Source organism: Plantibacter lichenum (assembly GCF_050587525.1).
Lineage (GTDB): Bacteria > Actinomycetota > Actinomycetes > Actinomycetales > Microbacteriaceae > Plantibacter.
The window spans coordinates 59,831-84,837 of the sequence record NZ_JBOBFT010000001.1; the positions used below are offsets into that span (position 1 = coordinate 59,831).

The following is a 25,007-nucleotide window of genomic DNA, read 5'->3' on the forward strand; positions in this document are numbered from 1 at the left end:
CCTACACCGCCCCGACGTCGGTCGAGCCAGCGGCGAGGAACGCTGCGGGATCCGTGTAGCCGACCTCGCGGAAGCCGTCGGTGGTGCGCTCGAACGTCGTGATGCTCGAAAGCGCGCAGCGACGTTTGCGGGGGTCGTGACGGAACGGGAGCCCTTCGACCCAGCTGTGCATCATCCAGATGGGGAGCTGGTGGCTGACGATGACGGCGTCGCCGCTGTCCGTCGCACGCCAGGCGCTCTCGACGGCCGCGTTCATGCGGTTGACGATCGACGCGTACGGCTCGCCCCAGCTGGGCTTGGACGGGTTGCGGAGCTTCGGCCAGTTCACCGGGTTGCGGAGGGCGCGGCTCATCCGCTTGCCTTCGAATTCGTTGAAGGGTTCGATGACGCGGTCCTCCGGGATGATCTCGAGGCCGAACCGTTCAGCGATCGGTGCGGCCGATTCCTGTGCGCGCTGCAGCGGTGAGGCGTACAGGGCGATCACGGGGCGTCCGCGTGCGGCGAGGTCGTCTGCTGCTGCGAGCGCCATGCGCTGTCCGAGCTCAGACAGTCGGAATGCGGGGAGTCGACCGTAGAGCACACGAGAAGGGTTGTGCACCTCGCCGTGACGCACGAGGTGGATCTGGTCGGCTACCACCCCTCAAGTGTACGTTTCCGGAAGCTGCGCATTCGCCGTGATCCCTTCCGCATCCGGATCAGCGGAAAGTCGGGTACCCCACTGTCCAGTCCCTCGTCTCTCGGCCTCGAGCACAACTCCTTCGATACTGTTCCGCGATGCTGTCCCGTCCCGAACAGCTCCGCATCGCGCATAACTCCTTCGATTCGACGGCCTCGCCGGAATCGGGCGCGTGTTTCCGGGGCTGCGCCCGAGCCGATGTCGAAATCGAAGGAGTTGTGCTCGAAGGAGTTGTGCGTGATGCCGGCCAGAAGTGACGGAGGCGCAGCACGGCTAAGCTGTCACGGTGACTGAACGCGTTGTTGTGAAGAACCTGGCCGCCCTCCCAGACGGTCCCGTGACCGTGTCCGGATGGGTCGAGACCGTCCGCGATCAGAAGAAGGTGCAGTTCATCGTCCTCCGCGACGAGTCCGGCGCCGTTCAGCTGGTGAACCCCGCGACCCGCGAGGTCGATCCGGAGGTCGAGGGTTCCGCGGAGCGTGTCGCCACGACGGAAGCGATCTCCGCGCTCACGCACGGCTCCTTCATCACCGTCACGGGTGAGCTGAAGCACGACGAGCGCGTGAAGCTCGGCGGCATCGAGGTCAAGCTCGCGACGCTCGAGATCGTCGGAGAAGCCCTTCCCGAAACGCCCATCGCGGCAGACTCATCGCTCGACAAGCGCATGGACTGGCGCTTCCTCGACCTGCGTCAGCCCAAGCAGGCGCTCATCTTCCGCATCCAGACCACGTTCGAGCACGCGCTCCGCCAGTACTGGATCGACAACGACTTCATCGAGATCCACACCCCCAAGCTCATGGCGAGCGCAAGCGAATCGCGAGCGGAGCTCTTCGAGGTCGACTACTTCGACACGAAGGCGTACCTCGCGCAGAGCCCGCAGTTCTTCAAGCAGATGGCGCAGCCGGCCGGCTTCGGCAAGGTCTTCGAAGTGGGACCCGCGTTCCGCGCCGACCCCTCGTTCACGAGCCGCCACGCGACGGAGTTCACGAGCGTCGACGCCGAGATCAGCTGGATCGACTCCCACGAGGACGTGATGACGCTGCACGAGGAACTCCTCGTCGCCGGCTTCACGGCCGTCAAGGAGAAGCACGGCGAGCAGATCAAGGAACTGTTCGACATCGACCTCGAGGTCCCGTCGACGCCGTTCCCCCGCATCCCGCTCGCCGAGGCGAAGCGCATCGTCGCCGAGCGCGGCTACGAGGTGCCCCGCGCCGACGACGACATGGACCCGGAAGGCGAGCGCCAGATCGCGGCGTACGTCAAGGAGACCTTCGGCCACGAGTTCGTGTTCCTCACCGACTACGCGTCGAGCATCCGGCCGTTCTACCACATGCGCAACGAGGACGATGCGGAGCTGACCAACAGCTACGACCTCATCTTCAACGGCGTGGAGATCTCGACCGGCGCCCAGCGCGAACACCGCGTCGACGTCCTCATCGAGCAGGCCAAGGAGAAGGGTCTCGACCCTGAGGAGCTCGGCTTCTACCTCGACTTCTTCCGCTACGGCGTCCCGCCGCACGGCGGCTTCGGCATGGGCCTCGCGCGCGTGCTCATGCTCATGCTGCACGAGACGTCGATCCGCGAGGTCACCTACCTCTTCCGCGGCCCGACGCGCCTCGCCCCGTAACCACAGCGCAGAGACGGCCCCGCCGCTCGATCCGCTCCACCGGACCCCCGCTATCCAATGGATGTCGGGGGTCTAGTGCATCCGGGACACCCGCTCTATATTGAGTCGAGACGACGCCGTCAGGGGGTCGCATGGTGCAACTGAGGAGACGTGCAGATGGCTGGCAAGTTCGAAGTGTTCCAGGACAAGAGCGGTGGGTACCGCTTCAACCTCAAGGCCTCCAACGGGGAGATCATCGCCAGTTCGGAGAGTTACGTCGCCAAGGCGAGTGCGCTCAAGGGCATCGAGTCCGTGCGGAAGAACGCAGCCGACGCGGAGATCGTCGAGCGGGACGCCTGAGGCGCCGCAACTGACTTCCCTCACCCACGCCGACCTCGTCGGCAGCCTGCGAGCGGCGGGCTGCGTCTTCGCTGAAGACGAGGCGGAACTGCTCCTCGCGGAGGCGCGCTCACCCGGCCACCTCGAGGAGATGCTGACGCTGCGCGTCGACGGGCTGCCACTCGAGCACGTCCTCGGGTGGGCGGCGTTCCGCGGGTTGCGGATCCTCGTCGACTCGCGCGTCTTCGTGCCGCGGCGCCGCACCGAGCTGCTCGTCGAGGAGACGGTCCGGATCGCTCCCCAGGGCGCCACGGTCGTGGACCTGTGCTGCGGCACGGGCGCGGTCGCGACCGCGCTCCTGAACGAATTGACCGATGCGCGTGTCATCGCCGCGGACATCGACCCGGCCGCCGTCGCGAGCGCTCGCCGCAATCTCGAAGCACGCGGCGGAACGGTCCTCCAGGGCGACCTGTTCGATCCGCTCCCGCGTGAGTTGCGCGGCACGGTGGACGTCATCGTCGCCAACGCACCCTATGTCCCGACCGAGGCGATCCAGCTCATGCCGCAGGAAGCGCGCGAGCACGAGGACATCGTGGCGCTCGACGGCGGTGAGGACGGACTCGACATCCAGCGCCGCGTCGTCCTCGGCGTCACTGAATGGCTGCGCCCGGGCGGGTGGCTCATCATCGAGACGAGTGAGAGCCAGTCACTCCTGACCGCAAGCCTGTTCACGGCCGTCGGCCTATCGGCGCGCATCGTGCGTTCCGAGGAGCTCGACGCAACTGCGGTCGTCGGGCATCTCCCCCTCGACTAACCCCAAACCTCCGTATTCGTGCAACAAGTGCCCTCGAAAACGGCCGAATTGCACGAAAACGGAGGTTTCGCGCGTCGGGAAGTTGGAGCGTGGTGTCGGGGTGGCGCGGCGGACGACCGAGGCGACTCAGTCGAGCTGGAAGTCCACGGCGGAGCGGGCGGACACGTGCTGCTTCACGATCGCCACGACACGCTGGTGCTCGGGGTGCACCTGGTAACGGTCGAGCGATTCGAGGCTCGGGTAGTCGCCGACGAGGACGACGTCCCAGTTGCTCTCCGGGTAGGCGATGTTGCGACCGACCTGCAGGGCGATGATGTCGTCGGGCATGAAGCCGGTGAGCGCTTCGAGCTCCTGCTTGAGCACGGCGAACGAGGCGTCGCGGCCGGCGTCGTCGGTGGCGTTCAGCTTCCAGCTGACGATGTGGCGAATGGTCATCGTGTCTCCAGGAGGGCGGTGCGGAGGCGGTCGGGATCGATACGCCAGTAGTTGTGGACCTTGCCGTCGATGAGCAGCACGGGGATCTCCTCCCAGTGCCGGTCGTACAGTTCCGTGTCGTCGAGGATCGACACCTCGTCGAGGGTGATCTCGGGGGCGCCCTCCGGCAGGGCTCCGATCACGTCGGTGATGACCAGGCGGGCGTCGTCGCACAGGTGGCATTCCGGCTTGCTGACGAGGGTGAGTTGAACGCGGGACACGTCACTAGCCTATTCGTCGTGCGCTGCACCGATGCACCTCCATGTCATCGGATCGTGCGATGCTTCTGTACACAGGTGTTGGATTCACTGGAGTGGTTTGCTCTGGTTCGACCGCAACGAGGCGCGTAGTCATAAGTGGTGGTCGAACATTCCGAAGCAGCGAAGATCCTCGGCGAACGTCTCCGTTCGGCCAGGCAGGAACGTCAGCTGACGCTCGAAGACCTCGGCGAGCTCGCCGAGATGCACTGGACGAACATCGGCAAGATCGAGCGGGGTCAGGTGCACCCGAGCGTTGAGACCCTGGTTCGCCTCAGCAGCGCGATGGACCTCGATGCCGCACAGTTCGTGCAGGGCTTGAACGCCGACATGTACCCGGGCCGCACCCACAAGCTCACGGCGAAGGACCTCATCGCAGCGCGCAAGCAGGAGCACGGCACCGACTGAGTCGATCCGCCCTCAGAACGTCACCCGCCAGAGGTACTGCACGCCGTCGGGGCGGAACCACGACACCTGCATGCTCGACCGGTGCTCGAGCTCGTCACCGAGCACGTGCAGCTCCAGTGCGCTGCCCACGGGCAGTCGGCTCGGCCGGATCGGCGCCAACAACCCGGGACCGAACAGACGCACCGTGACCCAGTGCACGGGCTCGACGCCCACGTTGCGCAACCGGAATCTGGGCGCGTCCTCCCGCTCGACCTCGAACGGCACTCGGTAGGCGGGCTCTCGACGGTTCGAGCGGACGATGACCTCGACGAAACGACTCATACCCGCACGCTACGGACCACCAGCGACGCCAGACGGTCCCCAACGGGCCTCCCGGATCCACCTGTGGAGAACTCACCCTGACGATCCCCTGTGAGGCAGCCTCAACCGCATCGGATCCGCGGCGAAGCGCCCGACGATCACGGCCGGAGACTCACGGATCCGGGACAGGAGCGCACGCCAAAAAGCGCCAGGTCCAAAGTGGACCGGCGCTCTTGGCTGACGCGAAGAAGTCTTTCGACTACTTCTTGTTGCGACGCTGGTGGCGGGTCTTGCGAAGCAGCTTGCGGTGCTTCTTCTTCGCCATACGCTTGCGGCGCTTCTTGATAACAGAACCCACGGATAACCTCACAAAATTGGGGGTATGGCCGCACGATTCGCGGCCGAGAGAACGAATGCCTGGGAAGAGTCTAGCTGATCAGAAAGGTGCGTCGTTCACCGCACGTCCGCTGAGGCCTGGTAGTGACGGCCTCCGAGGACGATCGATGCGTCAACCGACGTCGGACACGGGACGCTGCATCACTGCCTGCACCGCCGTCTCCGGCACCCGGAACGACTTCCCGAACCGGATGGCGGGAAGCTCACCGGAGTGCACCATGCGGTACACGGTCATCTTGGACACACGCATCACGTCGGCCACTTCGGCCACCGTGAGGAAACGCATGTCCGACACGTCGTGCGACATGAAACCCTCCTGGATCGACACCCCTGGGCACAGGGGTGCTGACAGAACACTCTACGGGTTGAGGCGTCATCCTGTACATCCCCTGTGCGTCACTCGTCGGCTAGCGCCCGGGCAAACGGCTAGCGCTGCAGCTTCTTCGTGACCGCGTGCACGGCGTTCGACACCGCGTGCGTCGTGTCCGCGGCGACCTTGCCGACGGTCCCGGCCACGGCCTTCGCCTGCTCGGGAAGGGACAGCGCCGCGAACGAGGCATCGTCCTCCCCCGCATAGTCGACGCTCAGGAACGGGATGAGCCAGTCCTCGATGTCCTCGAGCGGCGCGTAGTCGAGGCTGTAGTAGCGGTGCTGCCCCTCCTCGCGGACCTCGACGAGGCCGGCCTCGCGGAGCACCTTCAGGTGCTTCGACACGGTGGGCTGGCTGAGCCCCAATTGCGCGACGATCTCGGAAACGCTCGTCCCTTGCGCACTGCTGTGACGGTCGAGCAGCAATGACAGGATGTCGCGACGCGTGGTGTCAGCGATCACATCGAAAATGTCGGCCATAGGCTCAACGATAGTGACCCCACGCGGGGAGTACCATGACACCGGCACAGACTGGGACGACGAGGGGCCACATGAGCGGCAATGCGATGCAACAGCGCCGGGAGATCACCGCGCGCCACGGCTTCGCCAGGATCCGCGAGATCATCAGCGATTTCGCCGCGAAATCGACCTCCAGGTTCGCGATCCTCGTCTTCTCGTTCCTGATCCTCGTCTTCACACTCCTCTTCTCACTCCCGCTCGCGAGTTCCAGCGGAAAGGTGACGCCGCTCGCCGACGCCCTCTTCACGGCGGTGTCCGTCATCTGCGTCACGGGCCTGTCGACGGTCGACATGGCGACCCACTGGTCGCTCTTCGGACACATCCTCGTGTTCATCGGCGTGCAGATCGGCGCGCTCGGCGTCCTGACGCTCGCCTCGATCCTCGGCTTCATCATCGCGCGACGCCTCGGCCTCCGGCAGAAGCTCATGGCGGCGAGCGACACGAATCCGATGCGCTCCCACCACGGACCCGTCGCAGAGGGCCAGGCGGTCCGCCTCGGCGAGATCGGCAACCTGCTCGTCACGGTCGCGGTCAGCGCCCTCGTCATCGAGGCAGGCCTCGCGATCCTCCTGTTCCCGCGCATGCTGCTCGACGGCGTCAACGTGTGGGATGCGATCTGGAATAGCTTCTACTACGCGGCCATGGCGTTCACGAACACGGGGTTCACCCCCAACGCAGAGGGTCTCGCCCGGTTCGAGAACGACTACTGGTTCCTCACGATCCTCATGCTCGGCGTGTTCCTCGGGAGCATCGGCTTCCCCGTCATCTACGCGATCAGCCGCAACTTCCGCCGGCCGCGTCGCTGGTCGCTCCACGTGAAACTCACCCTCATCACCACGGGGATCCTCTTCGTCCTCGGTGCGATCCTCTTCATCGTCCTCGAATTCAACAACCCCAACACCTGGGGTAAATGGAATCTGTGGGACACGATCTTCCAGGGCTTCTTCTTATCGGCGATGACGAGATCCGGCGGTTTCTCGACGGTCGACATCAGCCAATTGAACGGATCGAGCCTGCTCGTCGCGGACATGCTGATGTTCATCGGCGGCGGATCCGCATCGACCGCCGGCGGCATCAAGGTCACGACCCTGGCCGTGCTGTTCCTCGCCGCATTCGCAGAGGCGCGCGGCAACGACGGCGTCGAGGTCTTCGGCCGCCGCATCCCGCAGGACGTCCTCCGCGTGGCCGTCAGCGTCGTGCTGTGGGGCGCGACGATCGTCGCGATCTCGACGATCACACTCCTGCAGATGACGAAGGCCCCACTCGACCATGTCCTCTTCGATGTCATCTCCGGGTTCGCGACCACTGGCCTGAGTACCGGCCTCGCCGCGAATCTGCCCGATGCCGGCGTCTACGTCCTGGCTGCCACCATGTTCCTCGGACGCGTTGGTACAGTGACTCTCGCCGCAGCAGTCGCCGCGAGCCAGCGAGCCCAGCTGTACAAACGACCGGAAGAGAGGCCAATCGTTGGTTGACCGCATCAAACACGACGCCCCGGTCCTCATCATCGGTCTCGGCCGGTTCGGTGCCGCGTGCGCCGGCGAACTCGACCGGCTGGACCGCGAAGTACTCGCGATCGACGACAACTCCGACCTCGTCCAGAAGTGGTCCGAGCGCGTCACCCACACCGTGCAGGCCGATGCGAAGAACATCGAGGCCCTGCGGCAGATCGGCGCGCAGGACTTCTCCGTGGCCGTCGTGGCCGTCGGTTCGTCGATCGAGGCGAGCGTGCTCATCACCGCGAACCTCGTCGATCTGAAGATCCCGCAGATCTGGGCGAAGGCCGTCTCGCAGTCGCACGGCAAGATCCTCGCCCGCGTGGGCGCGAGCCACGTCATCTACCCGGAGGCCGAGGCGGGCGAGCGCGTCGCCCACCTCGTGTCCGGCCGGATGCTCGACTTCATCGAGTTCGACGACGACTTCGCGCTCGTCAAGATGTACCCGCCGAAGCCGATCCGCGGACTGAACCTCACCGAGTCCGGGGTGCGGTCGAAGTACCGGATCACCGTCGTCGGCGTGAAGTCGCCCGGCAAGCCGTTCACCTACGCGACGGCCGAGACCGTGGTCTCGAACCACGACCTCATCATCGTGTCGGGCACGTCCGCGGACATCGAGCGCTTCGCGAGCCTCGACAACTAGCCTCGGCTCCTCCTCCTCCTCCTCCTCCTCCTCCTGCCCTGCTCTGCCCTGCTCACATCGAGCACAACTCCTTCGATTTCGACAGTGCCGATCGCAGAACCGCGTCTTTCCGGTGTTTCCCATCCGAGCCGGGGTCAGATCGAAGGAGTTGCGAACAGACGCAGGGGCGCTTCGACGGGCTCAGCGACCAGAAGGCGGGCCCTGAGCCCGTCGAAGGGCAGCCCAGCGAGCCGGGGTCCGACGATCAGAGGGCGCGAGCGTAGCAGAGGGAGATCTCGCTGCCGATGTAGGGGCCGAACGCCGGGATCGCAGTGTAGCCCTCACGTTCGTAGAAGCGGATGGCGTCTGGCTGGGCCGTCCCCGTCTCGAGCTTGAGCTCGCTGAGGCCGAGCCTTCGCCCCTCGTCCTCGAGCGCACGCAGCACGGCGACCGAGACGCCCGTCCCCCGCGAGGCGGGCGCGACGTACATCCGCTTGATCTCGGCGCTCCTCGCATCGAGTCGTCTCAGGCCGCCGCAGCCGACCGGCATGCCGTCTGCGTCACGGGCGACGAGGAACACCGTGATGTCACCAGCGCTCGGCGGCGATCCCGGTTCGTGGTCGTCTGAGCCGTAGCGCTCGTCGAGCTCGGCGCGCTGTGCGATGCGGAGAGCCGCGCCGGCCGGGTCGTCCCACGCCATCGCTGTGATCGTGACTGCCATCGTGAGCTCCTCGCCTCGTTCATCCATCGCCACCGTTTCCGTAACGAACAGTACGGTAACATCTGTTACGAGGTGATGCCACATGGCGAAACGACGCGATGCCGACGAACAGGCCGGACGGATCTCGGAAGCGCTCTGGGACGTACTGTCCACATCGGGCCCGCAAGGGTTGACGCTGCGGGCGGTCGCCGAGCGCGCCGGCTGCACGACAGGGCTCGTCCTGCACCGGTTTCCCGACAAGCGCGCGCTGCTCCTCCACGCCAGGGACCTCCTGCACGCCAGGACCGCAGAGCACACCGAGGCCGTCGAGGCCGCGGCGGTCGATCCCGTCGACGCCGTCCGGGCGGTCCTGACACAAGCGCTCTCGCTCACACCGGCGACGCAGCAGGAGGCGCGCGTCTGGCTCGGCTACCTCGCCGCGGCACTCGGCGACGATGAGCTCGCCGAGCGGCACCGGGCGGGCAACGACGTCTTCGTGGCGCGCATGCGTCGGCTCGTCGCGGCGGCCAGGCCCGACTGGTCCGAGTCGCGCAGCGTCAGCACGGCGACGGCGCTCATCGGTCTCGTGGAGGGGCTCAACGTCCTCAGCACCGCCGACCTCGACCGCTACTCCCCCAAGGCGCAGCTCGCGGCACTGGAGCGCGCGCTCCAGGCGTTCGAACTCGCGCGTGAGGAGGCTCCGCAGTGAACGGCGCCGTCGCCCCGGCAACGGCGTTGACGATCATCGAGTGGACACCGGGCGACGGCATCGACGGCACCGAACACATCGACGGCACCGAACACATCAACGGCACCGAACACATCGACGGCTTCAGAGCATTGCTCGCCTCGTACCATCTGGCGACCGAGGCGGAGAAGACCGCGCACGGGCTCAGCGACCCAGCTCGCACTGTGGACGATCTCCCCGAGCGGTATCGCGCCGAGGTCACCTCCCCGTGCGCCGCCTTCGCCGGCAGAACGGTCCTCCTGGCGGTCTCCGACGACGTCGCGATCGGCTGCGCGATCCTCTCGGGGACCGGAGCCCCAGGCGGCTCAGGCGCCGACTCCTCCGGCGCGGCCTCTGACGGCGACTCCTTCTCCGCCACGGCCTCCCGTGGCGCCTCCGCTGCTGCGTCCTTCGACGCCGCCTCCGGGTCTCCATCCGTCGAAGGCGCTCCCGCCGCCCTCAGCCTTGACCTCAGCCGCCTCTGGGTCGATCCCACCGCACGACGCACGGGCGCGGGCGGCGCGCTCGTCCGGCATGCCCTCGCCCTGGCCGAGGAGCGCGGCGCCGCATCGATCCGCCTGTCCGTGTGGTCATGGCGGTCCGACGCGATCGCGCTCTACCGCCGCAACGGCTTCGTCGACGTCCCGAGCTGGGACGCCCGGCCCGAGCTGGTGTGCTTCGAACGGCGATTGTCGATGCGACTCCCGGACGCCCCGGGTAGTCTGCTCCCACCGCGAACCATCCCGGACATCCGACGCAGAGGCGAGGGCACCGTGCACGAATCCGATGCGACGAGCAGTCCCGCGGACCCCACCGCGGACATCCCCTCGGCGTTCCGGGCGGATTCCCCGTACCTCATCCGCGAGGTGGTCGAATCGGACTGGCCGCACCTGCGCGGCCTCCGCCTGGAGATGCTCGAGGACACGCCCATCGCGTTCGGCGAGACCATCGACGTCGCCAGGACCCACGACGATTCGGAATGGCGGATGCGGGCTCGCCGCGGCATGCCGCCGCACACGATCCTGCTCGCGGCGACCCTGCGCGACGGCGGCCGGTGGGTCGGCACGATGGGCGGCTTCGTCCAACGCGAGCCCGATGCTCGCGGCCCGCTCCTCGTCGGCGTGTACGTGTCGGCGGACCATCGCGGACGTGAGCACGGCGTGGCCGAGGCGATGATCGCCGAGGTCGAACGGTGGGCCGCTGAGGAAGGTGACTCGCTGCGGTTGCGCGTCCACGAGGACAACGCGCGCGCGATCGCCTTCTACCGCCGGCTCGGGTACGAACCGAACGGGCTGCGCGTGCCCTACATCCTGGACCGCTCCCGCGACGAGATCGAACTGGAGAAGCGGCTGCGCTGAGGTCGGGGCACTTCGACAGGCTCAGTGACCGGACGGTGGAGCTCGGCGACCGGGTGATGGAGCTCAGTGACCGGACGGTGGAGCTCAGTGACCAGAAGGTGGACGCGCTTCGACAGGCTCAGCGACCGGGTGATGGTGCTCAGCGACCGGGTGATGGCGCTCAGGACCGGTCGACGGCGCTCAGCGACCGGAAGCGGGAACCCGGTCCCTGAGCCTGTCGAAGGGCGACCCCACGGAATCAGGCCTTCGACAGCTCCTGGGCCCGCGCGATCGCGGCAGCGGTCGCCTCGTCGAACATCTCCTTGAGGCCGGCCTGCTGCATCACGGCGAGCGCGCGCTCCGTGGTGCCCTTGGGGCTCGTGACGTTGATGCGCAACTGCTCGGGCGACTCGTCCGATGCGGCGAGCAGCTCGGTCGCGCCGCGGAACGTGCCGCCGACGAGCACGGCCGCCTGCTCGGGCGTGAACCCGAGCCCCTCAGCCGTCCGCGTCAGCTCCTCGATGAGATAGAAGACGTACGCGGGACCAGACCCCGAAATGGAACTGAGCGCATCGATCTGCGATTCCGGGACCACCACGACCTGGCCGACCGTCTCGAAGAGCGCCTGCACGGTCGCGAGGTCGTCATCGCTCGACCGCGTGCCTGCGGCGACTCCCGTGACGCCCAGCCCGACGAAGGACGGCGTGTTCGGCATCGACCTGATGACCGACACCGAGGCCGGCAGCAACGACTCGAACGTCGCCACCGTGACACCCGCTGCGATGCTCACGACGATCGCGCCTGGCTGCAGCTCGTCGGCGATCTCGCGCAGGAGGTCCGGCACCATCGCGGGCTTCACACCGACGAGGACGACCTTCGCGGAACGCACCGCGCGCACGTTGCCGTCCGGCTCGTTCTCGAGGGCGATCGACGTCACCCCGGGCAGTTCGGCGAGCGCCTCGGCTTTCGCTGCGGTCCGGTTCGTGACGGTGATCCCGCCGTCGACCGAGACATGGGGCTGCGCGAGTCCGCGGAGGATCGCACCCCCCATCGAACCGGCTCCGATGATGGCGATGCTGGGCAGGGAAGTGGTCTCGGTCACCCTCCGAGTCTAGGCTTGCAGCGTCACGGGGAGGAGAGCGCACATGGCTTCGTTGGAGGACAATCCGCTGTTCGCAGCCGTCGACCGGGTCGCCGGAGGTCGCAAGGCCGGCGTGAAGATCACCGAGGACGCCCGCACCCATCCGAAGACCCGTCGGGCGTTCACCGCGATCGCCTGGCTGCTCGCAGCGGAGTTCGTGATCGGCATCGCCGCCGTCGTCGTCGCCATCGTGCTGCTGTCGAACGGTGCGGAGGTGCCGTGGTCTGTGTGGATGCGGAGCCTCGTGGTGCTCGCGATGACGGCGACGCTCTTCTACTTCGCGTGGAGGGCGGCGGCCGGGTACGTATGGGCGTATTCGCGACTTCGGCTCTTCAGCAAGATCTTCCCCGTCGTGACCCTCGTGATCGCGGCCATCCCCGGGTTCTATCCGCTCTGGATGGTGACCGAGCAGATCGTGTTCAGCCTCATCCTCATCGGAGTCGCCGACTACCTCGACTCGGATCACATGCGCGCCACCTTCCGCGCGCCGGTGGACCCGGAGCCTTCCGCGCCTGCCGGTCACTGAGCCGCACCCCATCACTGAGCTGCACCCGGTCACTGAGCATCTCGAAGTGCTCCGAACCCACCCTTCGACAAGCTCAGGGACCGGCCGTCCGATCGCTCAGTCGGGAACCGGTCACTGAGCTGCACCTGGCCACTGAGCCGCACCCGGTCACTGAGCCTGTCGAAGTGCCAGCCCCGACGACCCCGCACCCTACTTCGTGATGCAGGTCCCCGACGGCACCGCTTCCGTCAGCGCACCCGCTTGAGCGACGACGGGCAGCACCTCGTCCATCGCGAGCGCGTACCCGATGGGCGCGGAGTTGGCGTCGCGCGCGAAGACCACACCGGCGACGTGGCCGTCCTCGGTCAGCAACGGTCCGCCCGAGTTGCCCGGCCGGACCTGGCCGGAGAGCGTCACGACCTCGCGCGGTGCCGGGTTCTGTCCGTGGATGTCGGCGACGAGGCTCGGACCGACCGTCATGACGCGGGCTCCGCCCATCGTGTACGGACCGCCGAACGGGTACCCGGCGACGACCGCGACCGATCCGGGCGCCGGATTCGGTGCGAGGGGCAACGTTCTGGCACCGAGGCCGTCGACGCGGACGACGGCGAGGTCGTCCACCGGGTCGAAGTACACGATCGTCCCAGCGCGCGGCACGGAGTCCGGCACCTCGACGATCGGTTCGCGGACACCGGCGAGGACGTGCGCGTTCGTCATCACGAGGTCGTCGGCGAACACCCACCCGCTGCCCACCGAGCCACGCCCGCACCCGACCGCGTTGCCGCTCACACGAACGACCGATGCGCTCGCCGCGACCAGCGCATCGGATCGCGTGTCGACATCGGGAACCGAAGGAACCTCGCCAGTGCCGCCGAACGCCTCGATGACGCGCTGCGCACCGCCGTCGATCACGGTCGCGCGCAATTGGGCGAGCGCGGCCGTCACGGGGTCGGGTGTGTAGCGGTCGATGGCGCGGATGACGGCCGAGGACCCGACCGCCTGGGAGAGCACGGGGATGCCGAGCGAGCCGACGCCGACCGCGGCGGTCACGACGACGAGCGCCGTGACGACGACGTTGAGGACCGCGCCGAGCAGCCGTTCGATGCCTCGCAGCGGGGTCTTGTGGAGCGCGGAGCCGATGAAGCCGCCGATGGCCGCGCCGATCGAATAGCCGAGCGCGAGGAGCACGAGAGCCGCGCCGACCGCCGCCAGTCCCCGCCATTCCGGGGCCGGCACCCAGCCTGCGACGAGTGGGATGGCGAAGAATGCCGCGACACCGCCGGCGATGAGTCCGATGAGGCTGCCGAGGCTGCCGATGAGGCCCGTCCGCCACCCACGGACGGCGAACGCGATGAGCAGCACCACAAGCACGATGTCGAGAATGGTCCCTGGCTCCATCCAGTGATCCTCCCATCCCCCGCCGTCCGGTAGCTCCGGGAACACTGGGAGACGCGCCCGGAAACCACTCCCCATCAGGTGTCGGCCTCCCCCTAGAATTGCCTTCTCGTCACGGCGTCTCCGTTCGAGGCCCGATCGAAGGAGTTCCACACATGAGTGCTTCCGGCGGCAACAGGGCGATCATCGCGGCGTTCTCCGCGAACCTCGGCATCGCCATCACCAAGTTCGTCGCCTGGGCCTTCTCCGGCTCGTCCTCCATGCTCGCGGAGGGCGTCCACTCACTCGCCGACTCCGGCAACCAGCTGCTCCTCCTCCTCGGCGGCCGCAAGTCGAAACGCGCCGCCGACTCCGAGCACCCCTTCGGCTACGGCCGCGAACGGTACGTGTACGCGTTCGTCGTCTCGATCATCCTGTTCTCCGTCGGCGGCGTCTTCTCCGTCTATGAAGGCATCGAGAAGCTGACGCACCCGCACCCCCTGGAGAACTGGTGGTTGCCGATCCTGGTCCTCGCGATCGCGATCGGCCTGGAGAGCTTCTCCCTCCGAACTGCGGTGAAGGAGAGCAACCCGCTCCGGGGGAAGCAGACGTGGGTGCAGTTCGTGCGCCGCGCGAAGGCTCCGGAACTGCCGGTCGTGCTCCTCGAGGACGTCGCGGCGCTCACCGGTCTCCTGTTCGCGCTCATAGGCGTCGGGCTCACGGTCGTCACCGGCGACGGGACCTGGGATGCCATCGGCACACTCGCGATCGGCATCCTGCTGATCCTCGTCGCGATCGTCCTCGGTGTGGAGACGAAGAGCCTGCTCGTGGGCGAGGGCGCGACGGATGCGGACCATGCCGCCATCGCCGCGGCGATCGAGGGTAGCCCGGAGATCGAGAAACTCATCCACATGAAGACCCTCTACCTGGGGCCGGACGAGCTCCTCGTCGCCGCCAAGCTCGGGTTCGCGAAGGACTTGCCGCTCGGCGAGGTCGCGAGGGCGATCGATGCCATCGAGCAGCGTGTCCGGGCCGCTGTGCCGATCGCTCGGGTCATCTACCTCGAACCCGACGTGTACCGTGCACCTGCGGCGCCGTTGCCGACCGAGGCGATCATCCTCAAGAGCGAGGACTGAGCGCCGACCGGCTCTGTGCTCTTCCGCCCGGTCCCTGAGTCCTCGCGCCAGGCCCCCGAACGCCACCCCTCGATCTCTGAACCTTCCCGCCCGGTCCCTGAGCCTGTCGAAGGGCCCCATCGAGCACAACTCCTTCGAATTCGACACTGCGGAACGGCCCCCACCCGGAAATCCGCGGATGTTCAACCGCGACAGGGTCGAATCGAAGGAGTTATGACGGCGCACTTCGACAGGCTCAGCGACCGGAGCATGCGCTCAGCGAAGCCGGGCGCGGTACCGCTCGACGTCGGCAGCGACTTCCTCGTTCACGAGCTCTGCGTTGATGATGGCGCCGGCCATCATCCCCGTGCCAGCCGCCAGGACGACCTGCGCCATCGGACTGCTCACGTTGCCGATCGCCCACACGCCCGCAACAGGCGTGCGCCCCTGCTCATCGGCGACGACGTACGTGCCGTATCCGGACGGGTGCACCGCCGGTTCGATGCCGAGCCCGGCGAACGCATCGACCCTCGGCGAGAATCGCGGAGCCACGACGACCGCCTCGACGGCGTGCACGGTCCCGTCCTCCAGCACGAGGCCGGACAGGGCGCCGTCGTCGACACGGACGGAGGACACGATGCCGCGGATCACGGGGATGTCGCGCGCGGCCAGCTGCTCCAGCTCCTCCTCGCTCGGCTCGGGGGCGGTCCCGAGGAACAGGGTGACGTCATCGCTCCACTGGCTGAACAGGATCGTCTGGTGCATCGCCATCGATCCGCTGCCGAGGACGCCGATCTTCCGGTCGCGCACCTCCCAGCCGTGGCAGTACGGGCAGTGGAGGACGTCGTGCCCCCAGTGCTCGAGGAGGCCGTCGACGGGCGGAAGCTCGTCGCGGAGGCCGCTCGCGATGATGAGGCGCTTGCCGATCCGGAGAGTCCCGTCGTGCAGAGTGACCGCGAAGCCGTCGTCGGTGCGTTCCGCGTTCTCGACGACCCCGGAGACGAACTCGACGCCGTACTGCGCTGCGTCCTCGCGTCCGATGCGCTGGAGGTCGAGCGGGTTCAGGCCTTCGCGCGTGAGGAAGTTGTGCACGCCGTCCGCAGGGGCGTTGCGCGGGTCGCCTGCATCGACCACGAGGATGCGTCGGCGTGCTCGGCCGAGTGCAGTCGCGGCGCTCAGGCCGGCCGCGCCGCCTCCGACGATCACGACGTCGTAGTCGTCACGGGCGGCCGATGGCACGGCGGATGCGGCCGGGGCGGGCGCTGTTGATGAGGTTGGCGTGGGTGCGGGGGTTGGCATGGTCATCGCGGGGTCCTGACTCTCGATTCGTCGAGCCGTGGCGTCGCATCGGCTCGTGTCCCCATCGTCGATCCGACTTCGCTGAAACGACAAACTTCGTTGCCGAAGTGGCAAACTGGTACCATGACTCCGAGCACCCACGACCACCGGCCCAGCCGCCCAGCGGGCGCCACGACCGAGGAGGTCCTCTCCGCCGTCGGCCCGCGGCTACGATCGCTGCGCCTCATCAGCGACAGGACGCTCGCGGAGCTCTCCGCGCAGACCGACATCTCCGTGAGCACCCTCTCCCGCCTGGAATCCGGCCAGCGGAAGGCGACCCTGGAACTCCTGCTCCCACTCGCCCGCGCCTACGGCGTGCCGCTCGACGAACTCGTCGGCGCACCCGCGACGGGCGATCCGCGCATCCACATCCGACCCGTGAAGCGCTACGGGATGACGATCCTGCCGCTCAGCCGGGGCGGCGAGGAGGGAACGGGGGTGCAGGCGTTCAAGCACGTCATCCCGGCGAGCTCGCCGCTGCTCGAACCGACTCCGCAGGTGCACGAGGGGTACGAGTGGATCTACGTGCTGGGCGGGAAGCTGCGGCTCGTCCTCGGCGAGCACGACCTCATCCTCCCCGCCGGTGAGGCCGCGGAGTTCGACACCCACACGCCGCACTGGTTCGGGCGCACCGCCGACGGTGCCGTCGAGTTCCTGAGCCTCTTCGGACGGCAGGGCGAGCGGATGCACGTGCGTGCGCGTCCCGCCAAGCGCCCGTGAGCCCGCCGCCCGCACTCCCTCGTTGGTCAAGCACAACTCCTTCGATCTCGACATCGCCGAATCAGGATCCCCGGAATTCCGCGGGTCCAGATGATCCGACTGTGCGAAATGAAGGAGTTATGGTGGTCACAGGGAGGCCCGACGAGACGGATTCGTCAGTCGATCGGCTCCGGAGCCCCGCGGAAGAAGTCGGTGAGCAGGGCGGAACAGGTGTCGGCCTCGACGCCCGCGAACACCTCGACGCGATGATTCAGACGGCGGTCCCGCAGGACGTCGTAGACCGATCCGGCGGCCCCCGCCTTGTCGTCCCACGCACCGAACACCACTCTGGGAATCCGTGCAGCGAGGATCGCTCCGGCGCACATCACGCACGGTTCGAGCGTCACGACGAGCGTCGCATCGGTCAGGTGCCAGTCCTTCGTCGCTGCAGCCGCGGCCCGGATCGCTAGCACTTCGGCGTGCGCCGTCGGGTCCTGATGCAGCTCCCGCTCGTTGCGGCCGACCCCGATCACCGTGCCGTCGGCATCGAGCACGATCGCCCCGACGGGGACGTCGCCCCCCTCCAGAGCGAGCCGCGCCTCAGCGATCGCCGCGGCCATCCAGCCCGAGAACTCACCCGGAAGGTGCATGCGTCCGCCTTCCTGAACCGTGGAAACCGCCTGGAACCGATAGATTGAGCCTATGCGAGTGCACGTAGCCGATCATCCCCTCATCACCCACAAGCTCACGGTGCTGAGGGACAAGCGCACCCCGTCACCCGTGTTCCGGGCGCTCACGGAGGAACTCGTCACACTTCTCGCGTACGAGGCGACGCGTGAAGTGATCGTCGAGGAGGTCCGCATCGAGACCCCCGTCACCGAGACGGTCGGCGTCCGCATCAGCGAACCGCGTCCGCTCGTGGTCCCGATCCTCCGTGCCGGTCTCGGCATGCTCGAGGGCATGGTCAAGCTGCTCCCCACGGCCGAGGTCGGGTTCCTCGGAATGGCGCGCAACGAGGAGACCCTCCAGCCGACCACGTATGCGGAGCGTCTGCCGGACGACCTCTCGGACCGTCAGTGCTTCGTCCTCGACCCGATGCTCGCCACGGGCGGTTCGCTCGCTGCCGCCATCGACTTCCTCTTCGCTCGCGGCGCCGTGCACGTGACCGCGATCTGCCTGCTCGCCGCCCCCGAGGGCCTCGAAGCGCTCGACAAGGCGACCGCCGGCCGCGATGTCACGATCGTCCTCGGTGCGCTCGACGAGAAGCTCGACGAGAACGGCTACATCGTGCCGGGCCTCGGTGACGCGGGCGACCGCCTCTACGGCCTGGTCTGATCCCCTCGCGCGTGCTCTCCCTTTCGCCCTCACCTTTTTGCCTGTTCACAATTCAGGAACATTTGCACAATTCAGGATGATTCAGGCCGACGCGCCGCTCGATCGTCCTGAATTCTGCAGAAGCTCCTGAATTGTGGAAACCGCGAGTTGTGGGATCCACAGGTCGGGGCACCAGTGACGATGCGCAAGGCGAGGGGACGCACGACGTCACCCGCGCACACGCTGGGAAACACCACGCAATAAAACGTCATCTGGCGCAAAGACTTGACACATGCGGCCAGTTCCGGTTTGATTTCCAACTATGACGACCAACGCGCCCACCCCGACCTCCTTCGAGGCCCCTGGGAACGCCGGCATGATGATGCCCGGCGGCGCTGTCATGTGCTGTCGAATGTGTCGCTAACCCGACCGCTCCAGCGAAGCACCCCTCCCGAGGAGCAGGTGCGCTGACGAGCTCAGCCGAGTTCAGAGCCCCGAACACGCGGGCCGAACTCCCGGATGACCGGGCATCCGCCCACCGGCCCCAGGGCCACCACCGAATCGCGGAACCGTCCCGAGCCGAACGACCGGCAGGACGAACCCAGGAGCCAGAGCTCCCGATTCACCGAAGCATCATCACTTCAGAGGATTCATCCCATGTCTCTTGCAGCCGTTCAGACCAGCCACACCGCCAGCCACACCGCCGCACACGCTTCCAGCCGTGCGCTGAGCGTGGCCGCCGACAACGCACGTCCCACCTCCGCGCCGCACGTCCGCGCCGTGCCGGCCGGGCCCGAGGCTCGCGGCTTCGTGCTCTACGTCGGACTCGACGAGGCAAAGGCAGCAGCAGCCGGCACGAGCCTTGGCGAGATCGTCGAAGCGATCAAGGCCCTGACCGCCCAGTTCGCTCCGAGCTCTGAGACGCACGCAGCCGTCGCCCTCGCCCCTCGCGGCGCCGGTGGACGCGACATCGACGTGGTCCGCCTCGCCCTCCAGGACCCCTCCGCCCTCGCCGCCAACCGCCAGGCGGTCGAAGAGGAGCAGGACCGCGCACTGGACGGGGTCGTCGTCGACATCTCGCGCAAGCGTCTCGTCCTCGACAACGAGGTCGCGCCGCTCACCTACAAGGAATTCGAGCTGCTCCAGTACCTCGTGCTCCGCGAGGGCCGCACGATCGAACGCGCCGAGCTCATCTCGTCCCTGTGGCGCGCCGGAGATGACGAGGAAGTCCCGAACGAGCGCACGATCGACGTCCACGTCCGTCGCCTGCGTTCCAAGCTGGGCCGGTACGAGGACATCGTCCGCACGGTGCGCGGCGTCGGCTACCGCTTCGACCGTCACGCCGACGTCTCGATCCGCTACGCGAGCACGCCTTCGCCCGACCTCTTCTGAGTTCGACCGGCTGGTTCTCACCTTCCGGCGCCACCATAACTCCTTCAATCCGAAGGCATCCCCGACCAGCATCCGCGGAAATCCGGGGGCCGCCGGACGGCGTGTGTTCGGATTGAAGGAGTTACGCGCCGCATCGCAGCACTTCGACAGGCTCGGTGAGCGGGCCACTTCGACAGGCTCGGTGACCGGGCCGCTTCGACGGGCTCGGTGAGCGGGCCACCTCGACGACCCCAGCGCGCAAGCCACTTCGACTGGCTCGGTGAGCAGGCCGCTTCGACAGGCTCAGCGACCGGGACCGGCCCGGCGGGGACGCAGTCAGTCGGCGGGAGCCGCCACGGGCGCAGGCACCGGCCTCGTCGCAAGCTTCCACACGCCGTACACCGCCATCGCACCGGCCACCACGAAGGCGACGAGCGCGTACCAGGGCGCATTCGACGCCTCACCGAGCACCACGATGCCGATGCCGACGGCCACGATCGGATCGATGACCGTCAGTCCGGCGACCACGAGCTCCGGCTGGCCCGTCTGGTGGGCCTTCTGCACGAAGAACCCGCCGAGGAGACCGGCTGCGGCGAGCGCGATGATCCCGACGACTGTGAGACCTTCGAAGTTCTGGGTGATCACCCGGTTGATGACGACCTTCGCAAGCGTCACCACGAACCCGTAGAGCACACCGGCTGCGACCACGAAGAACACCGTTCCGAGCTTGGTGCGGAGGAACACGTACGCCGCGACGAAGCCGAGGATCACGATGCCCAGCATCACGAGGATGATGATGAGCTGCGGCTGCTGGATGGGCTCCTCCACGGCGTACAGCGCCGCGGTGATCACGAACAGGCCGATGCCGACGACGCAGAAGATCATCGCGTGGATCTGCGCCTTGTCGATGCGCGTGTGCGTCAGCCGCGCATTCAACAGCGCGGTGATGACGAGTGCGATCGCCCCGAGCGGCTGCACCACGATGAGCGGTGCGAAGCCGAGCGCGACGAGCTGGAACACGACCGCGAGGCCGAGGAGCAGCGTCCCGATGACCCAGGACGGTCGACGCAGGAGCTTCGGGAGCTGGCGCAGGCCGAATGCGGACGACGCGGCTTCCACCTTGCCGACGCCACGCGACTGCAGCTGTGTGCCGACCGCGAGGAACACCGCTCCGACGAGCGCGAACGGGATGCCGATGGCCTGGTATGGCGTCACCGAGATCGTGGGGATGTCGACCTCGAACGAGAACCCGTCGCGCACGACGAACGCGCCGCTGAGGGCGAGCGCAGACACCACGACCCAGTTCACGGCCGTCGTGGCGATCGGTCCCGCCATCAGCTGTTCACCACCGGGGCGACATCACCCTTCCGAGTCGCCGGTGCCACTTTGGAGTCCTGTGCGGGGAAGATGACCTTCTGGACGATGATGATGACCGAGGCGGCGACCGGGATGGCGACGAGCGCACCGAGGATGCCGCCGATCGCACCACCGGCGACCGCTGCGATGACCACGAGCGCGCCGGGGACGGCGACCGCACGGTTCATGATGCGCGGGCTCAGGATGTACGCCTCGATCTGCATGTAGACGAGGTAGTAGATGATCGCGATGAGCGCGGTCACGGGCGACACGAACAGGCAGATGACGCTGTTGATGATCGAGGCGCTGAGTGTTCCGACGAGCGGGATCATCGAGCCGATGAAAGCGATCAGGGCGAGTAGCGGCGGGAACGGAGCGCCGATGATCGACAGGAAGATGAAGCTCAGCACGCCGTTGACGAGTGCGAGCCCGACTTGCCCGACGACGTAGCGTCCGACCGCCTGCGTGATCTCCTCGAGGACCTGCGCGAAGCCCTCGCGGCGGTAGGCGGGGACGAAGCGGTAGGTGACGCGTTTCATCGATCGCAGTGACGCCATGAAGTACAGCGTGAGGATCAGGACGATGATCGAGCCCGTCACCCCGCTCGCGATGCCGGTGCCGACGGCGAGGATGCCGCCGCCGATCGACAGGAGGTTGTTCGGGTCCTTGATGAAGTCGACGGCATCGCCGAGGGTCTTGTCGATGTCGAAGTTCGATCCGACGACGCCCTGCACCCAGTGGACGAAGTCGCTGTTCACGAAGTCGTTCGAGATCTTCGGGAAGTCGTTCACGAGGTTCGAGATCTGCGTGACGAGGAGCGGGACGATCGCGAAGACGATGCCGGCGAACGCCAGGATGACCGCGAGGACGATGATGGCCACGGCAGCTCCGCGCGGCAGTTTCTTCTCGAGCCAGGCGACGAGGGGGTCGAGGCCGAGCGCGAGGAAGAGGGCGACGCCGACGTAGATGAGGGTGGTGCTGAGCTGCGAGACGATCGAGCCGAGCAGGAGGGCGACGAGGACGCCGATGCCGCCGACGAGGCCGATGCGGAATGCGTTGATGCGGATCGACGGTCCCGATTCCGGTGTGCCGTTGATCGCCGCGGCGGACGTGCCCGCCGCCGCGGGGCTCGGTTTCGCGCTGCGCGCCGCCTGGTCGGACTGGCGGTCGGTGCCTCGCGACGGCTTCGCCGCACGCCTCAGCTTCTTCATCACAGCGCTCCCCCTTCGTTCGTCGCGGTGTGCTCCGCGGCGTCCTGTGTTCCAGTGTGGCCCGAACCGGCCGGTTCCGCAGCAAAATCGCTGTCGTTCGCGCCGGCTGCCGCAGCGCCGGAGGCGGGAGCGTCGGCAGCCGAGGCGTCCGCCACGTGCACGTCGTTGACGGTCACGTCGATGTCGCCCACGGACATCCCGAGCAGGACGGTGACGGCGTTCGCGATCTCCCGGCGAACGGCATCGGCGACCTCGTGGACGGGGTGCGGGTACTCGACGACGATGACGGCGGTGACCGAGACGACGCCCTCCGCGTTCGTGACGGTGACACCCTGCGAGGCGTCGGCCGTGCCGATCACCTCGCGCAGCATCCCGAGGGCACGCGTCGTGCTGTCGCCGAGGGCGTAGACGCCCGGGACGGAGGAAGCGGCGAGCCCGATGACCTTCCCGATCACCGAGTCCTGGATGACGGTCGAACCGGGTACGTTGTCCGCACCCGCCGCTCCGTCCGTGTCCGGCTGGAATCTGTACATCGTGCTTCTCCTTCGTGCGGCGGCCGTCAAGACCGTCCCTCTGTGTTTACAGTAGTGAGACGGAGCCCGATGGGAAGATGTCACGATCGAATTCGAATTCGTGGTACAGCGGGTCTCCGATGGCGGACGACGACTGGCGAGGCGGGCGGAAGATGGCGGATGTGACGCAGCGCGTCGGTCCGAGCCCGCTCGACCGCGCGAGCGACCGCACCCTCGTGGAACGGTGCATCGACGGCGACACCCGCGCCTTCGAGACGCTCATCACCCGGTACGGCCGCATGATGAAAGCGTACGCGGTGCGTCTCACGGGCTCGCCGGCCGATGCGGACGACGTGGTGCAGGAGTCCTTGATCTCCGCGTGGAAGCGCATCGACACCCTCGCGGACGGCGACCTCGTGAAGAGCTGGCTCATGCGCATCGTGAGCCGCCGGGCGATCGACCTCATGCGGCAGCGGCGCGATGCGGATTCCACGGACGACGTGATGATCGAGTCGCCCGAACGCGACGGGCCGGAGCGTCGCGCCGAGGCGTCGTCGCAGCTGGACGCGCTCTCCGCATCGCTCGACCGGTTGCCGGAGGGGCAACGTCAGTCTTGGGTCCTCAGGGAGATCGGCGGATACTCGTACGAGGAGATCGCCGAGCAACTGGGGCAGACGACGGCGAGCGTGCGAGGCAATCTCGCCCGTGCTCGCGCAACACTCGTTCGAGAGATGGAGGGCTGGCGATGACCGACGACACCGATCCCACCATCGAGGGCGGGGCTGCGCAAAGCGGGGCCGGCGGCGGCTCCGGCGCTCCCGACATCGAGATGCTCGGCGAGTACTTGGATCGCGGCATGACACCCGCCGATCCAGCGATCGACGAGTCCCCGGAATCGCAGCGCGTGCTGCGTTCGCTCCGGCAGGTCCGTTCGCTCGCGGCGCCGCTGCTGGAAGCCGACGCGGCCGCGGTGACTGCGCTGGACCAGAACTGGATCCGCGGCATCATGGAGAACATCGGGCGCGAGGCGAAGGCCGGTCGCGACATCCCGTTCGCCGCCGCCGACGAGTCCTCGAAGCTCATGATCACCGAGGGGACCGTGCGCGGTCTCGTGCGCGATGCGGGAGACGCGACGCCCGGCATCCTCGTCGGACGGGTCATCCTCGACGGCGACGTCACCCGGGTGGGCGCGCCGATCGCCGTCCGCGTGACGGTGAGCGCCGGACTCGGGCGGCCGATGGCGGAGACGACGGAGCAGTTCCGCCGGAACGTGCACGCGGCGCTGCGCCGGCACACGGACCTCGTCCTGACGTCGATCGACGTCGTGGTCGACGACCTCCACGAGGACCTGGGCGGAGCGGGTGCGGGGAAAGCGGGTGCGGGGAAGACGACCGACGCACCTGGCGCAGTGCCGCTCGATGCGGCCGACGCACCCGACACGGCTTCGCCCGGCGAGCCCACGCCTGGGGCGGCTCGGCGCGACGCACCCGCACCCGACGCGACTTCACCCGACGCACCCGCACCCGACGCGACTTCACCCGACGCACCCGACGCACCCGACGCACCCGACGCACCCGACGACGGAGGATCCCGATGAGCGACGACACCCGCACCACTGCCATCGCGCTCGATGCCGTCGTGGCCGGCGTTGCGGGGGTCGTCGGCGTCTACGCCGCCGAGCCCGCGCTCGTGCGCGCCGCGAAGGAGACGCTCGGCGTCATCGTCGGCACCCCTGAGGTGCGTGCCCTCGTGAGCGTCAAACGCATCCGTGGCGCGGTGACCGTGGAGACGAACATCGCCGTCGCCGCCGACGCGGTCGCTCCCGCTGTCGCCGCCGCCGTCCGCGACGCCGTGACCGCTGCGCTCCCAGCGCTCGACGCCGTCGGCGAGTGCACGGTGACGGTCCGCGTCATCGACGTGCGCCCCTGACCTCTCCCGCCTGCGGCCCGGCCCGGCCGTCTGCTCCCGGAACCCCGCTCAGCTCACCCATCTCCTGCATCGCACTGTTCACAACTCAGGAGCACCCCGGCG

31 protein-coding genes are annotated in these 25,007 nt (G+C 67.7%); 16 read left to right on the plus strand and 15 right to left on the minus strand.

Going from position 1 to position 25,007, the window contains the following annotated elements:
* Position 1: 1 nt before the first annotated feature.
* Positions 2–637, minus strand: a complete 636-nt coding sequence (locus ACQ3HB_RS00245; RefSeq protein WP_430916676.1) for a histidine phosphatase family protein — start codon at positions 635–637, stop codon at positions 2–4.
* A 325-nt stretch (positions 638–962) separates the two neighbouring features.
* Between ACQ3HB_RS00245 and aspS the strand changes: the two genes are divergently transcribed.
* The 3 genes from aspS (at position 963) to ACQ3HB_RS00260 (ending at position 3,435) form a co-directional block, all read left to right on the plus strand.
* Positions 963–2,303, plus strand: coding sequence for an aspartate--tRNA(Asn) ligase (gene aspS, locus ACQ3HB_RS00250; protein WP_430916678.1), 1,341 nt, complete (start codon positions 963–965; stop codon positions 2,301–2,303).
* Between the two features lie 156 nt (positions 2,304–2,459).
* Positions 2,460–2,642, plus strand: a complete 183-nt coding sequence (locus tag ACQ3HB_RS00255; RefSeq protein ID WP_430916680.1) for a YegP family protein — start codon at positions 2,460–2,462, stop codon at positions 2,640–2,642.
* Entirely contained in the window at positions 2,572–3,435 is an 864-nt protein-coding gene (locus tag ACQ3HB_RS00260; RefSeq protein WP_430916682.1) for a putative protein N(5)-glutamine methyltransferase, read from the plus strand. Before ACQ3HB_RS00255 ends, ACQ3HB_RS00260 begins: the two co-directional genes overlap by 71 nt.
* A 126-nt stretch (positions 3,436–3,561) precedes the next feature.
* Here the strand turns inward: ACQ3HB_RS00260 and ACQ3HB_RS00265 are convergent, their stop codons facing one another.
* Positions 3,562–3,870 carry a Dabb family protein gene (locus ACQ3HB_RS00265; protein ID WP_430916684.1) on the minus strand — a complete coding sequence of 103 codons (309 nt, stop codon included), beginning with the start codon at positions 3,868–3,870 and terminating at the stop codon, positions 3,562–3,564.
* On the minus strand, positions 3,867–4,130 hold the full coding sequence (locus ACQ3HB_RS00270) for a glutaredoxin family protein (protein ID WP_430916686.1): 264 nt from the start codon (positions 4,128–4,130) through the stop codon (positions 3,867–3,869). The genes ACQ3HB_RS00265 and ACQ3HB_RS00270 overlap by 4 nt, the downstream gene beginning before the upstream one ends.
* A gap of 138 nt (positions 4,131–4,268) precedes the next feature.
* Here ACQ3HB_RS00270 and ACQ3HB_RS00275 point away from each other — a divergent pair, with 138 nt between their 5' ends.
* Positions 4,269–4,574 (plus strand): helix-turn-helix domain-containing protein, encoded by a 306-nt coding sequence (locus ACQ3HB_RS00275; protein WP_430916687.1) that lies wholly within the window; start codon positions 4,269–4,271, stop codon positions 4,572–4,574.
* 12 nt (positions 4,575–4,586) lie between these two features.
* Here ACQ3HB_RS00275 and ACQ3HB_RS00280 read toward each other — a convergent pair whose 3' ends face one another.
* The 4 genes from ACQ3HB_RS00280 to ACQ3HB_RS00295 form a co-directional block, all read right to left on the minus strand.
* On the minus strand, positions 4,587–4,895 hold the full coding sequence (locus ACQ3HB_RS00280) for a hypothetical protein (RefSeq protein ID WP_430916688.1): 309 nt from the start codon (positions 4,893–4,895) through the stop codon (positions 4,587–4,589).
* 238 nt (positions 4,896–5,133) lie between these two features.
* Positions 5,134–5,232, minus strand: coding sequence for a 30S ribosomal protein bS22 (locus ACQ3HB_RS00285; protein ID WP_003792170.1), 99 nt, complete (start codon positions 5,230–5,232; stop codon positions 5,134–5,136).
* 150 nt (positions 5,233–5,382) lie between these two features.
* On the minus strand, positions 5,383–5,577 hold the full coding sequence (locus tag ACQ3HB_RS00290) for a helix-turn-helix domain-containing protein (RefSeq protein WP_430916689.1): 195 nt from the start codon (positions 5,575–5,577) through the stop codon (positions 5,383–5,385).
* Positions 5,578–5,696: 119 nt separating this feature from the next.
* Positions 5,697–6,119 carry an ArsR/SmtB family transcription factor gene (locus ACQ3HB_RS00295; RefSeq protein WP_430916690.1) on the minus strand — a complete coding sequence of 141 codons (423 nt, stop codon included), beginning with the start codon at positions 6,117–6,119 and terminating at the stop codon, positions 5,697–5,699.
* A gap of 71 nt (positions 6,120–6,190) precedes the next feature.
* On the opposite strand from ACQ3HB_RS00295, the gene ACQ3HB_RS00300 reads away from it, so the two are divergent.
* Together ACQ3HB_RS00300 and ACQ3HB_RS00305 are read left to right on the plus strand one after the other, a co-directional pair.
* On the plus strand, positions 6,191–7,633 hold the full coding sequence (locus ACQ3HB_RS00300) for a TrkH family potassium uptake protein (protein WP_430916691.1): 1,443 nt from the start codon (positions 6,191–6,193) through the stop codon (positions 7,631–7,633).
* Positions 7,626–8,297: a potassium channel family protein gene (locus tag ACQ3HB_RS00305; protein WP_430916693.1), complete on the plus strand. Its 672-nt coding sequence runs from the start codon at positions 7,626–7,628 to the stop codon at positions 8,295–8,297. Before ACQ3HB_RS00300 ends, ACQ3HB_RS00305 begins: the two co-directional genes overlap by 8 nt.
* A gap of 244 nt (positions 8,298–8,541) precedes the next feature.
* On the opposite strand, the gene ACQ3HB_RS00310 is transcribed toward ACQ3HB_RS00305, so the two are convergent.
* Positions 8,542–8,997 carry a GNAT family N-acetyltransferase gene (locus ACQ3HB_RS00310; protein WP_430916695.1) on the minus strand — a complete coding sequence of 152 codons (456 nt, stop codon included), beginning with the start codon at positions 8,995–8,997 and terminating at the stop codon, positions 8,542–8,544.
* 82 nt (positions 8,998–9,079) lie between these two features.
* Here ACQ3HB_RS00310 and ACQ3HB_RS00315 point away from each other — a divergent pair, with 82 nt between their 5' ends.
* Positions 9,080–9,685 (plus strand): TetR/AcrR family transcriptional regulator, encoded by a 606-nt coding sequence (locus tag ACQ3HB_RS00315; RefSeq protein WP_430916697.1) that lies wholly within the window; start codon positions 9,080–9,082, stop codon positions 9,683–9,685.
* Positions 9,682–11,061 carry a GNAT family N-acetyltransferase gene (locus ACQ3HB_RS00320; RefSeq protein ID WP_430916699.1) on the plus strand — a complete coding sequence of 460 codons (1,380 nt, stop codon included), beginning with the start codon at positions 9,682–9,684 and terminating at the stop codon, positions 11,059–11,061. The genes ACQ3HB_RS00315 and ACQ3HB_RS00320 overlap by 4 nt, the downstream gene beginning before the upstream one ends.
* Before the next feature lie 238 nt (positions 11,062–11,299).
* On the opposite strand, the gene proC is transcribed toward ACQ3HB_RS00320, so the two are convergent.
* Positions 11,300–12,142: a pyrroline-5-carboxylate reductase gene (proC, locus tag ACQ3HB_RS00325; RefSeq protein WP_430916701.1), complete on the minus strand. Its 843-nt coding sequence runs from the start codon at positions 12,140–12,142 to the stop codon at positions 11,300–11,302.
* A gap of 43 nt (positions 12,143–12,185) precedes the next feature.
* On the opposite strand from proC, the gene ACQ3HB_RS00330 reads away from it, so the two are divergent.
* On the plus strand, positions 12,186–12,707 hold the full coding sequence (locus ACQ3HB_RS00330; RefSeq protein ID WP_430916703.1) for a hypothetical protein: 522 nt from the start codon (positions 12,186–12,188) through the stop codon (positions 12,705–12,707).
* Positions 12,708–12,896: 189 nt separating this feature from the next.
* Here the strand turns inward: ACQ3HB_RS00330 and ACQ3HB_RS00335 are convergent, their stop codons facing one another.
* Positions 12,897–14,084 carry a MarP family serine protease gene (locus ACQ3HB_RS00335; RefSeq protein WP_430916705.1) on the minus strand — a complete coding sequence of 396 codons (1,188 nt, stop codon included), beginning with the start codon at positions 14,082–14,084 and terminating at the stop codon, positions 12,897–12,899.
* A 152-nt stretch (positions 14,085–14,236) separates the two neighbouring features.
* On the opposite strand from ACQ3HB_RS00335, the gene ACQ3HB_RS00340 reads away from it, so the two are divergent.
* Positions 14,237–15,196, plus strand: coding sequence for a cation diffusion facilitator family transporter (locus ACQ3HB_RS00340; RefSeq protein WP_430916707.1), 960 nt, complete (start codon positions 14,237–14,239; stop codon positions 15,194–15,196).
* Between the two features lie 255 nt (positions 15,197–15,451).
* On the opposite strand, the gene ACQ3HB_RS00345 is transcribed toward ACQ3HB_RS00340, so the two are convergent.
* A complete protein-coding gene (locus ACQ3HB_RS00345; RefSeq protein ID WP_430916708.1) occupies positions 15,452–16,480 on the minus strand; it encodes an NAD(P)/FAD-dependent oxidoreductase in 1,029 nt (342 codons plus the stop codon).
* A 117-nt stretch (positions 16,481–16,597) separates the two neighbouring features.
* On the opposite strand from ACQ3HB_RS00345, the gene ACQ3HB_RS00350 reads away from it, so the two are divergent.
* A complete protein-coding gene (locus ACQ3HB_RS00350) occupies positions 16,598–17,233 on the plus strand; it encodes a helix-turn-helix domain-containing protein (protein WP_430916710.1) in 636 nt (211 codons plus the stop codon).
* Between the two features lie 155 nt (positions 17,234–17,388).
* On the opposite strand, the gene tadA is transcribed toward ACQ3HB_RS00350, so the two are convergent.
* The gene (gene tadA, locus ACQ3HB_RS00355; RefSeq protein WP_430916711.1) at positions 17,389–17,862 is read right to left on the minus strand and encodes a tRNA adenosine(34) deaminase TadA; all 474 of its coding nucleotides are present in this window, start codon (positions 17,860–17,862) and stop codon (positions 17,389–17,391) included.
* Positions 17,863–17,914: 52 nt separating this feature from the next.
* Here tadA and upp point away from each other — a divergent pair, with 52 nt between their 5' ends.
* Together upp and ACQ3HB_RS00365 are read left to right on the plus strand one after the other, a co-directional pair.
* Positions 17,915–18,547, plus strand: coding sequence for a uracil phosphoribosyltransferase (gene upp / locus ACQ3HB_RS00360; RefSeq protein ID WP_430916713.1), 633 nt, complete (start codon positions 17,915–17,917; stop codon positions 18,545–18,547).
* Between the two features lie 636 nt (positions 18,548–19,183).
* The gene (locus tag ACQ3HB_RS00365; RefSeq protein ID WP_430916714.1) at positions 19,184–19,918 is read left to right on the plus strand and encodes a winged helix-turn-helix domain-containing protein; all 735 of its coding nucleotides are present in this window, start codon (positions 19,184–19,186) and stop codon (positions 19,916–19,918) included.
* Between the two features lie 315 nt (positions 19,919–20,233).
* On the opposite strand, the gene ACQ3HB_RS00370 is transcribed toward ACQ3HB_RS00365, so the two are convergent.
* The 3 genes from ACQ3HB_RS00370 to ACQ3HB_RS00380 are packed head-to-tail and all read right to left on the minus strand — an operon-like array spanning position 20,234 to position 22,997.
* Positions 20,234–21,232, minus strand: a complete 999-nt coding sequence (locus ACQ3HB_RS00370) for a DMT family transporter (RefSeq protein WP_430916715.1) — start codon at positions 21,230–21,232, stop codon at positions 20,234–20,236.
* Entirely contained in the window at positions 21,232–22,464 is a 1,233-nt protein-coding gene (locus tag ACQ3HB_RS00375) for an AI-2E family transporter (RefSeq protein ID WP_430916717.1), read from the minus strand. The genes ACQ3HB_RS00370 and ACQ3HB_RS00375 overlap by 1 nt, the downstream gene beginning before the upstream one ends.
* Positions 22,464–22,997: an Asp23/Gls24 family envelope stress response protein gene (locus ACQ3HB_RS00380; RefSeq protein ID WP_430916719.1), complete on the minus strand. Its 534-nt coding sequence runs from the start codon at positions 22,995–22,997 to the stop codon at positions 22,464–22,466. The genes ACQ3HB_RS00375 and ACQ3HB_RS00380 overlap by 1 nt, the downstream gene beginning before the upstream one ends.
* Positions 22,998–23,116: 119 nt before the next feature.
* Here ACQ3HB_RS00380 and ACQ3HB_RS00385 point away from each other — a divergent pair, with 119 nt between their 5' ends.
* From ACQ3HB_RS00385 to ACQ3HB_RS00395, 3 genes are read left to right on the plus strand one after another with little or no spacing between them, the layout of a single operon-like run.
* Entirely contained in the window at positions 23,117–23,725 is a 609-nt protein-coding gene (locus tag ACQ3HB_RS00385) for an RNA polymerase sigma factor (RefSeq protein WP_430916720.1), read from the plus strand.
* A complete protein-coding gene (locus ACQ3HB_RS00390) occupies positions 23,722–24,573 on the plus strand; it encodes an Asp23/Gls24 family envelope stress response protein (RefSeq protein WP_430916722.1) in 852 nt (283 codons plus the stop codon). Before ACQ3HB_RS00385 ends, ACQ3HB_RS00390 begins: the two co-directional genes overlap by 4 nt.
* The gene (locus tag ACQ3HB_RS00395) at positions 24,570–24,905 is read left to right on the plus strand and encodes a hypothetical protein (protein WP_430916723.1); all 336 of its coding nucleotides are present in this window, start codon (positions 24,570–24,572) and stop codon (positions 24,903–24,905) included. Before ACQ3HB_RS00390 ends, ACQ3HB_RS00395 begins: the two co-directional genes overlap by 4 nt.
* The last annotated feature ends 102 nt before the right edge of the window (positions 24,906–25,007 follow it).

Coding starts and splice junctions, on each gene's coding strand:
- ACQ3HB_RS00255 (WP_430916680.1), top strand. CDS start 2,460: ATGGCTGGCAAGTTCGAAGTGTTCCAGGACAAGAGCGGTGGGTACCGC.
- ACQ3HB_RS00265 (WP_430916684.1), bottom strand. CDS start 3,870: ATGACCATTCGCCACATCGTCAGCTGGAAGCTGAACGCCACCGACGAC.
- ACQ3HB_RS00280 (WP_430916688.1), bottom strand. CDS start 4,895: ATGAGTCGTTTCGTCGAGGTCATCGTCCGCTCGAACCGTCGAGAGCCC.
- ACQ3HB_RS00290 (WP_430916689.1), bottom strand. CDS start 5,577: ATGTCGCACGACGTGTCGGACATGCGTTTCCTCACGGTGGCCGAAGTG.
- ACQ3HB_RS00295 (WP_430916690.1), bottom strand. CDS start 6,119: ATGGCCGACATTTTCGATGTGATCGCTGACACCACGCGTCGCGACATC.
- ACQ3HB_RS00300 (WP_430916691.1), top strand. CDS start 6,191: ATGAGCGGCAATGCGATGCAACAGCGCCGGGAGATCACCGCGCGCCAC.
- ACQ3HB_RS00310 (WP_430916695.1), bottom strand. CDS start 8,997: ATGGCAGTCACGATCACAGCGATGGCGTGGGACGACCCGGCCGGCGCG.
- ACQ3HB_RS00315 (WP_430916697.1), top strand. CDS start 9,080: ATGGCGAAACGACGCGATGCCGACGAACAGGCCGGACGGATCTCGGAA.
- ACQ3HB_RS00330 (WP_430916703.1), top strand. CDS start 12,186: ATGGCTTCGTTGGAGGACAATCCGCTGTTCGCAGCCGTCGACCGGGTC.
- ACQ3HB_RS00335 (WP_430916705.1), bottom strand. CDS start 14,084: ATGGAGCCAGGGACCATTCTCGACATCGTGCTTGTGGTGCTGCTCATC.
- ACQ3HB_RS00340 (WP_430916707.1), top strand. CDS start 14,237: ATGAGTGCTTCCGGCGGCAACAGGGCGATCATCGCGGCGTTCTCCGCG.
- ACQ3HB_RS00345 (WP_430916708.1), bottom strand. CDS start 16,480: ATGACCATGCCAACCCCCGCACCCACGCCAACCTCATCAACAGCGCCC.
- ACQ3HB_RS00350 (WP_430916710.1), top strand. CDS start 16,598: ATGACTCCGAGCACCCACGACCACCGGCCCAGCCGCCCAGCGGGCGCC.
- tadA (WP_430916711.1), bottom strand. CDS start 17,862: ATGCACCTTCCGGGTGAGTTCTCGGGCTGGATGGCCGCGGCGATCGCT.
- upp (WP_430916713.1), top strand. CDS start 17,915: ATGCGAGTGCACGTAGCCGATCATCCCCTCATCACCCACAAGCTCACG.
- ACQ3HB_RS00365 (WP_430916714.1), top strand. CDS start 19,184: ATGTCTCTTGCAGCCGTTCAGACCAGCCACACCGCCAGCCACACCGCC.
- ACQ3HB_RS00370 (WP_430916715.1), bottom strand. CDS start 21,232: ATGGCGGGACCGATCGCCACGACGGCCGTGAACTGGGTCGTGGTGTCT.
- ACQ3HB_RS00375 (WP_430916717.1), bottom strand. CDS start 22,464: ATGAAGAAGCTGAGGCGTGCGGCGAAGCCGTCGCGAGGCACCGACCGC.
- ACQ3HB_RS00380 (WP_430916719.1), bottom strand. CDS start 22,997: ATGTACAGATTCCAGCCGGACACGGACGGAGCGGCGGGTGCGGACAAC.
- ACQ3HB_RS00385 (WP_430916720.1), top strand. CDS start 23,117: ATGGCGGACGACGACTGGCGAGGCGGGCGGAAGATGGCGGATGTGACG.
- ACQ3HB_RS00390 (WP_430916722.1), top strand. CDS start 23,722: ATGACCGACGACACCGATCCCACCATCGAGGGCGGGGCTGCGCAAAGC.
- ACQ3HB_RS00395 (WP_430916723.1), top strand. CDS start 24,570: ATGAGCGACGACACCCGCACCACTGCCATCGCGCTCGATGCCGTCGTG.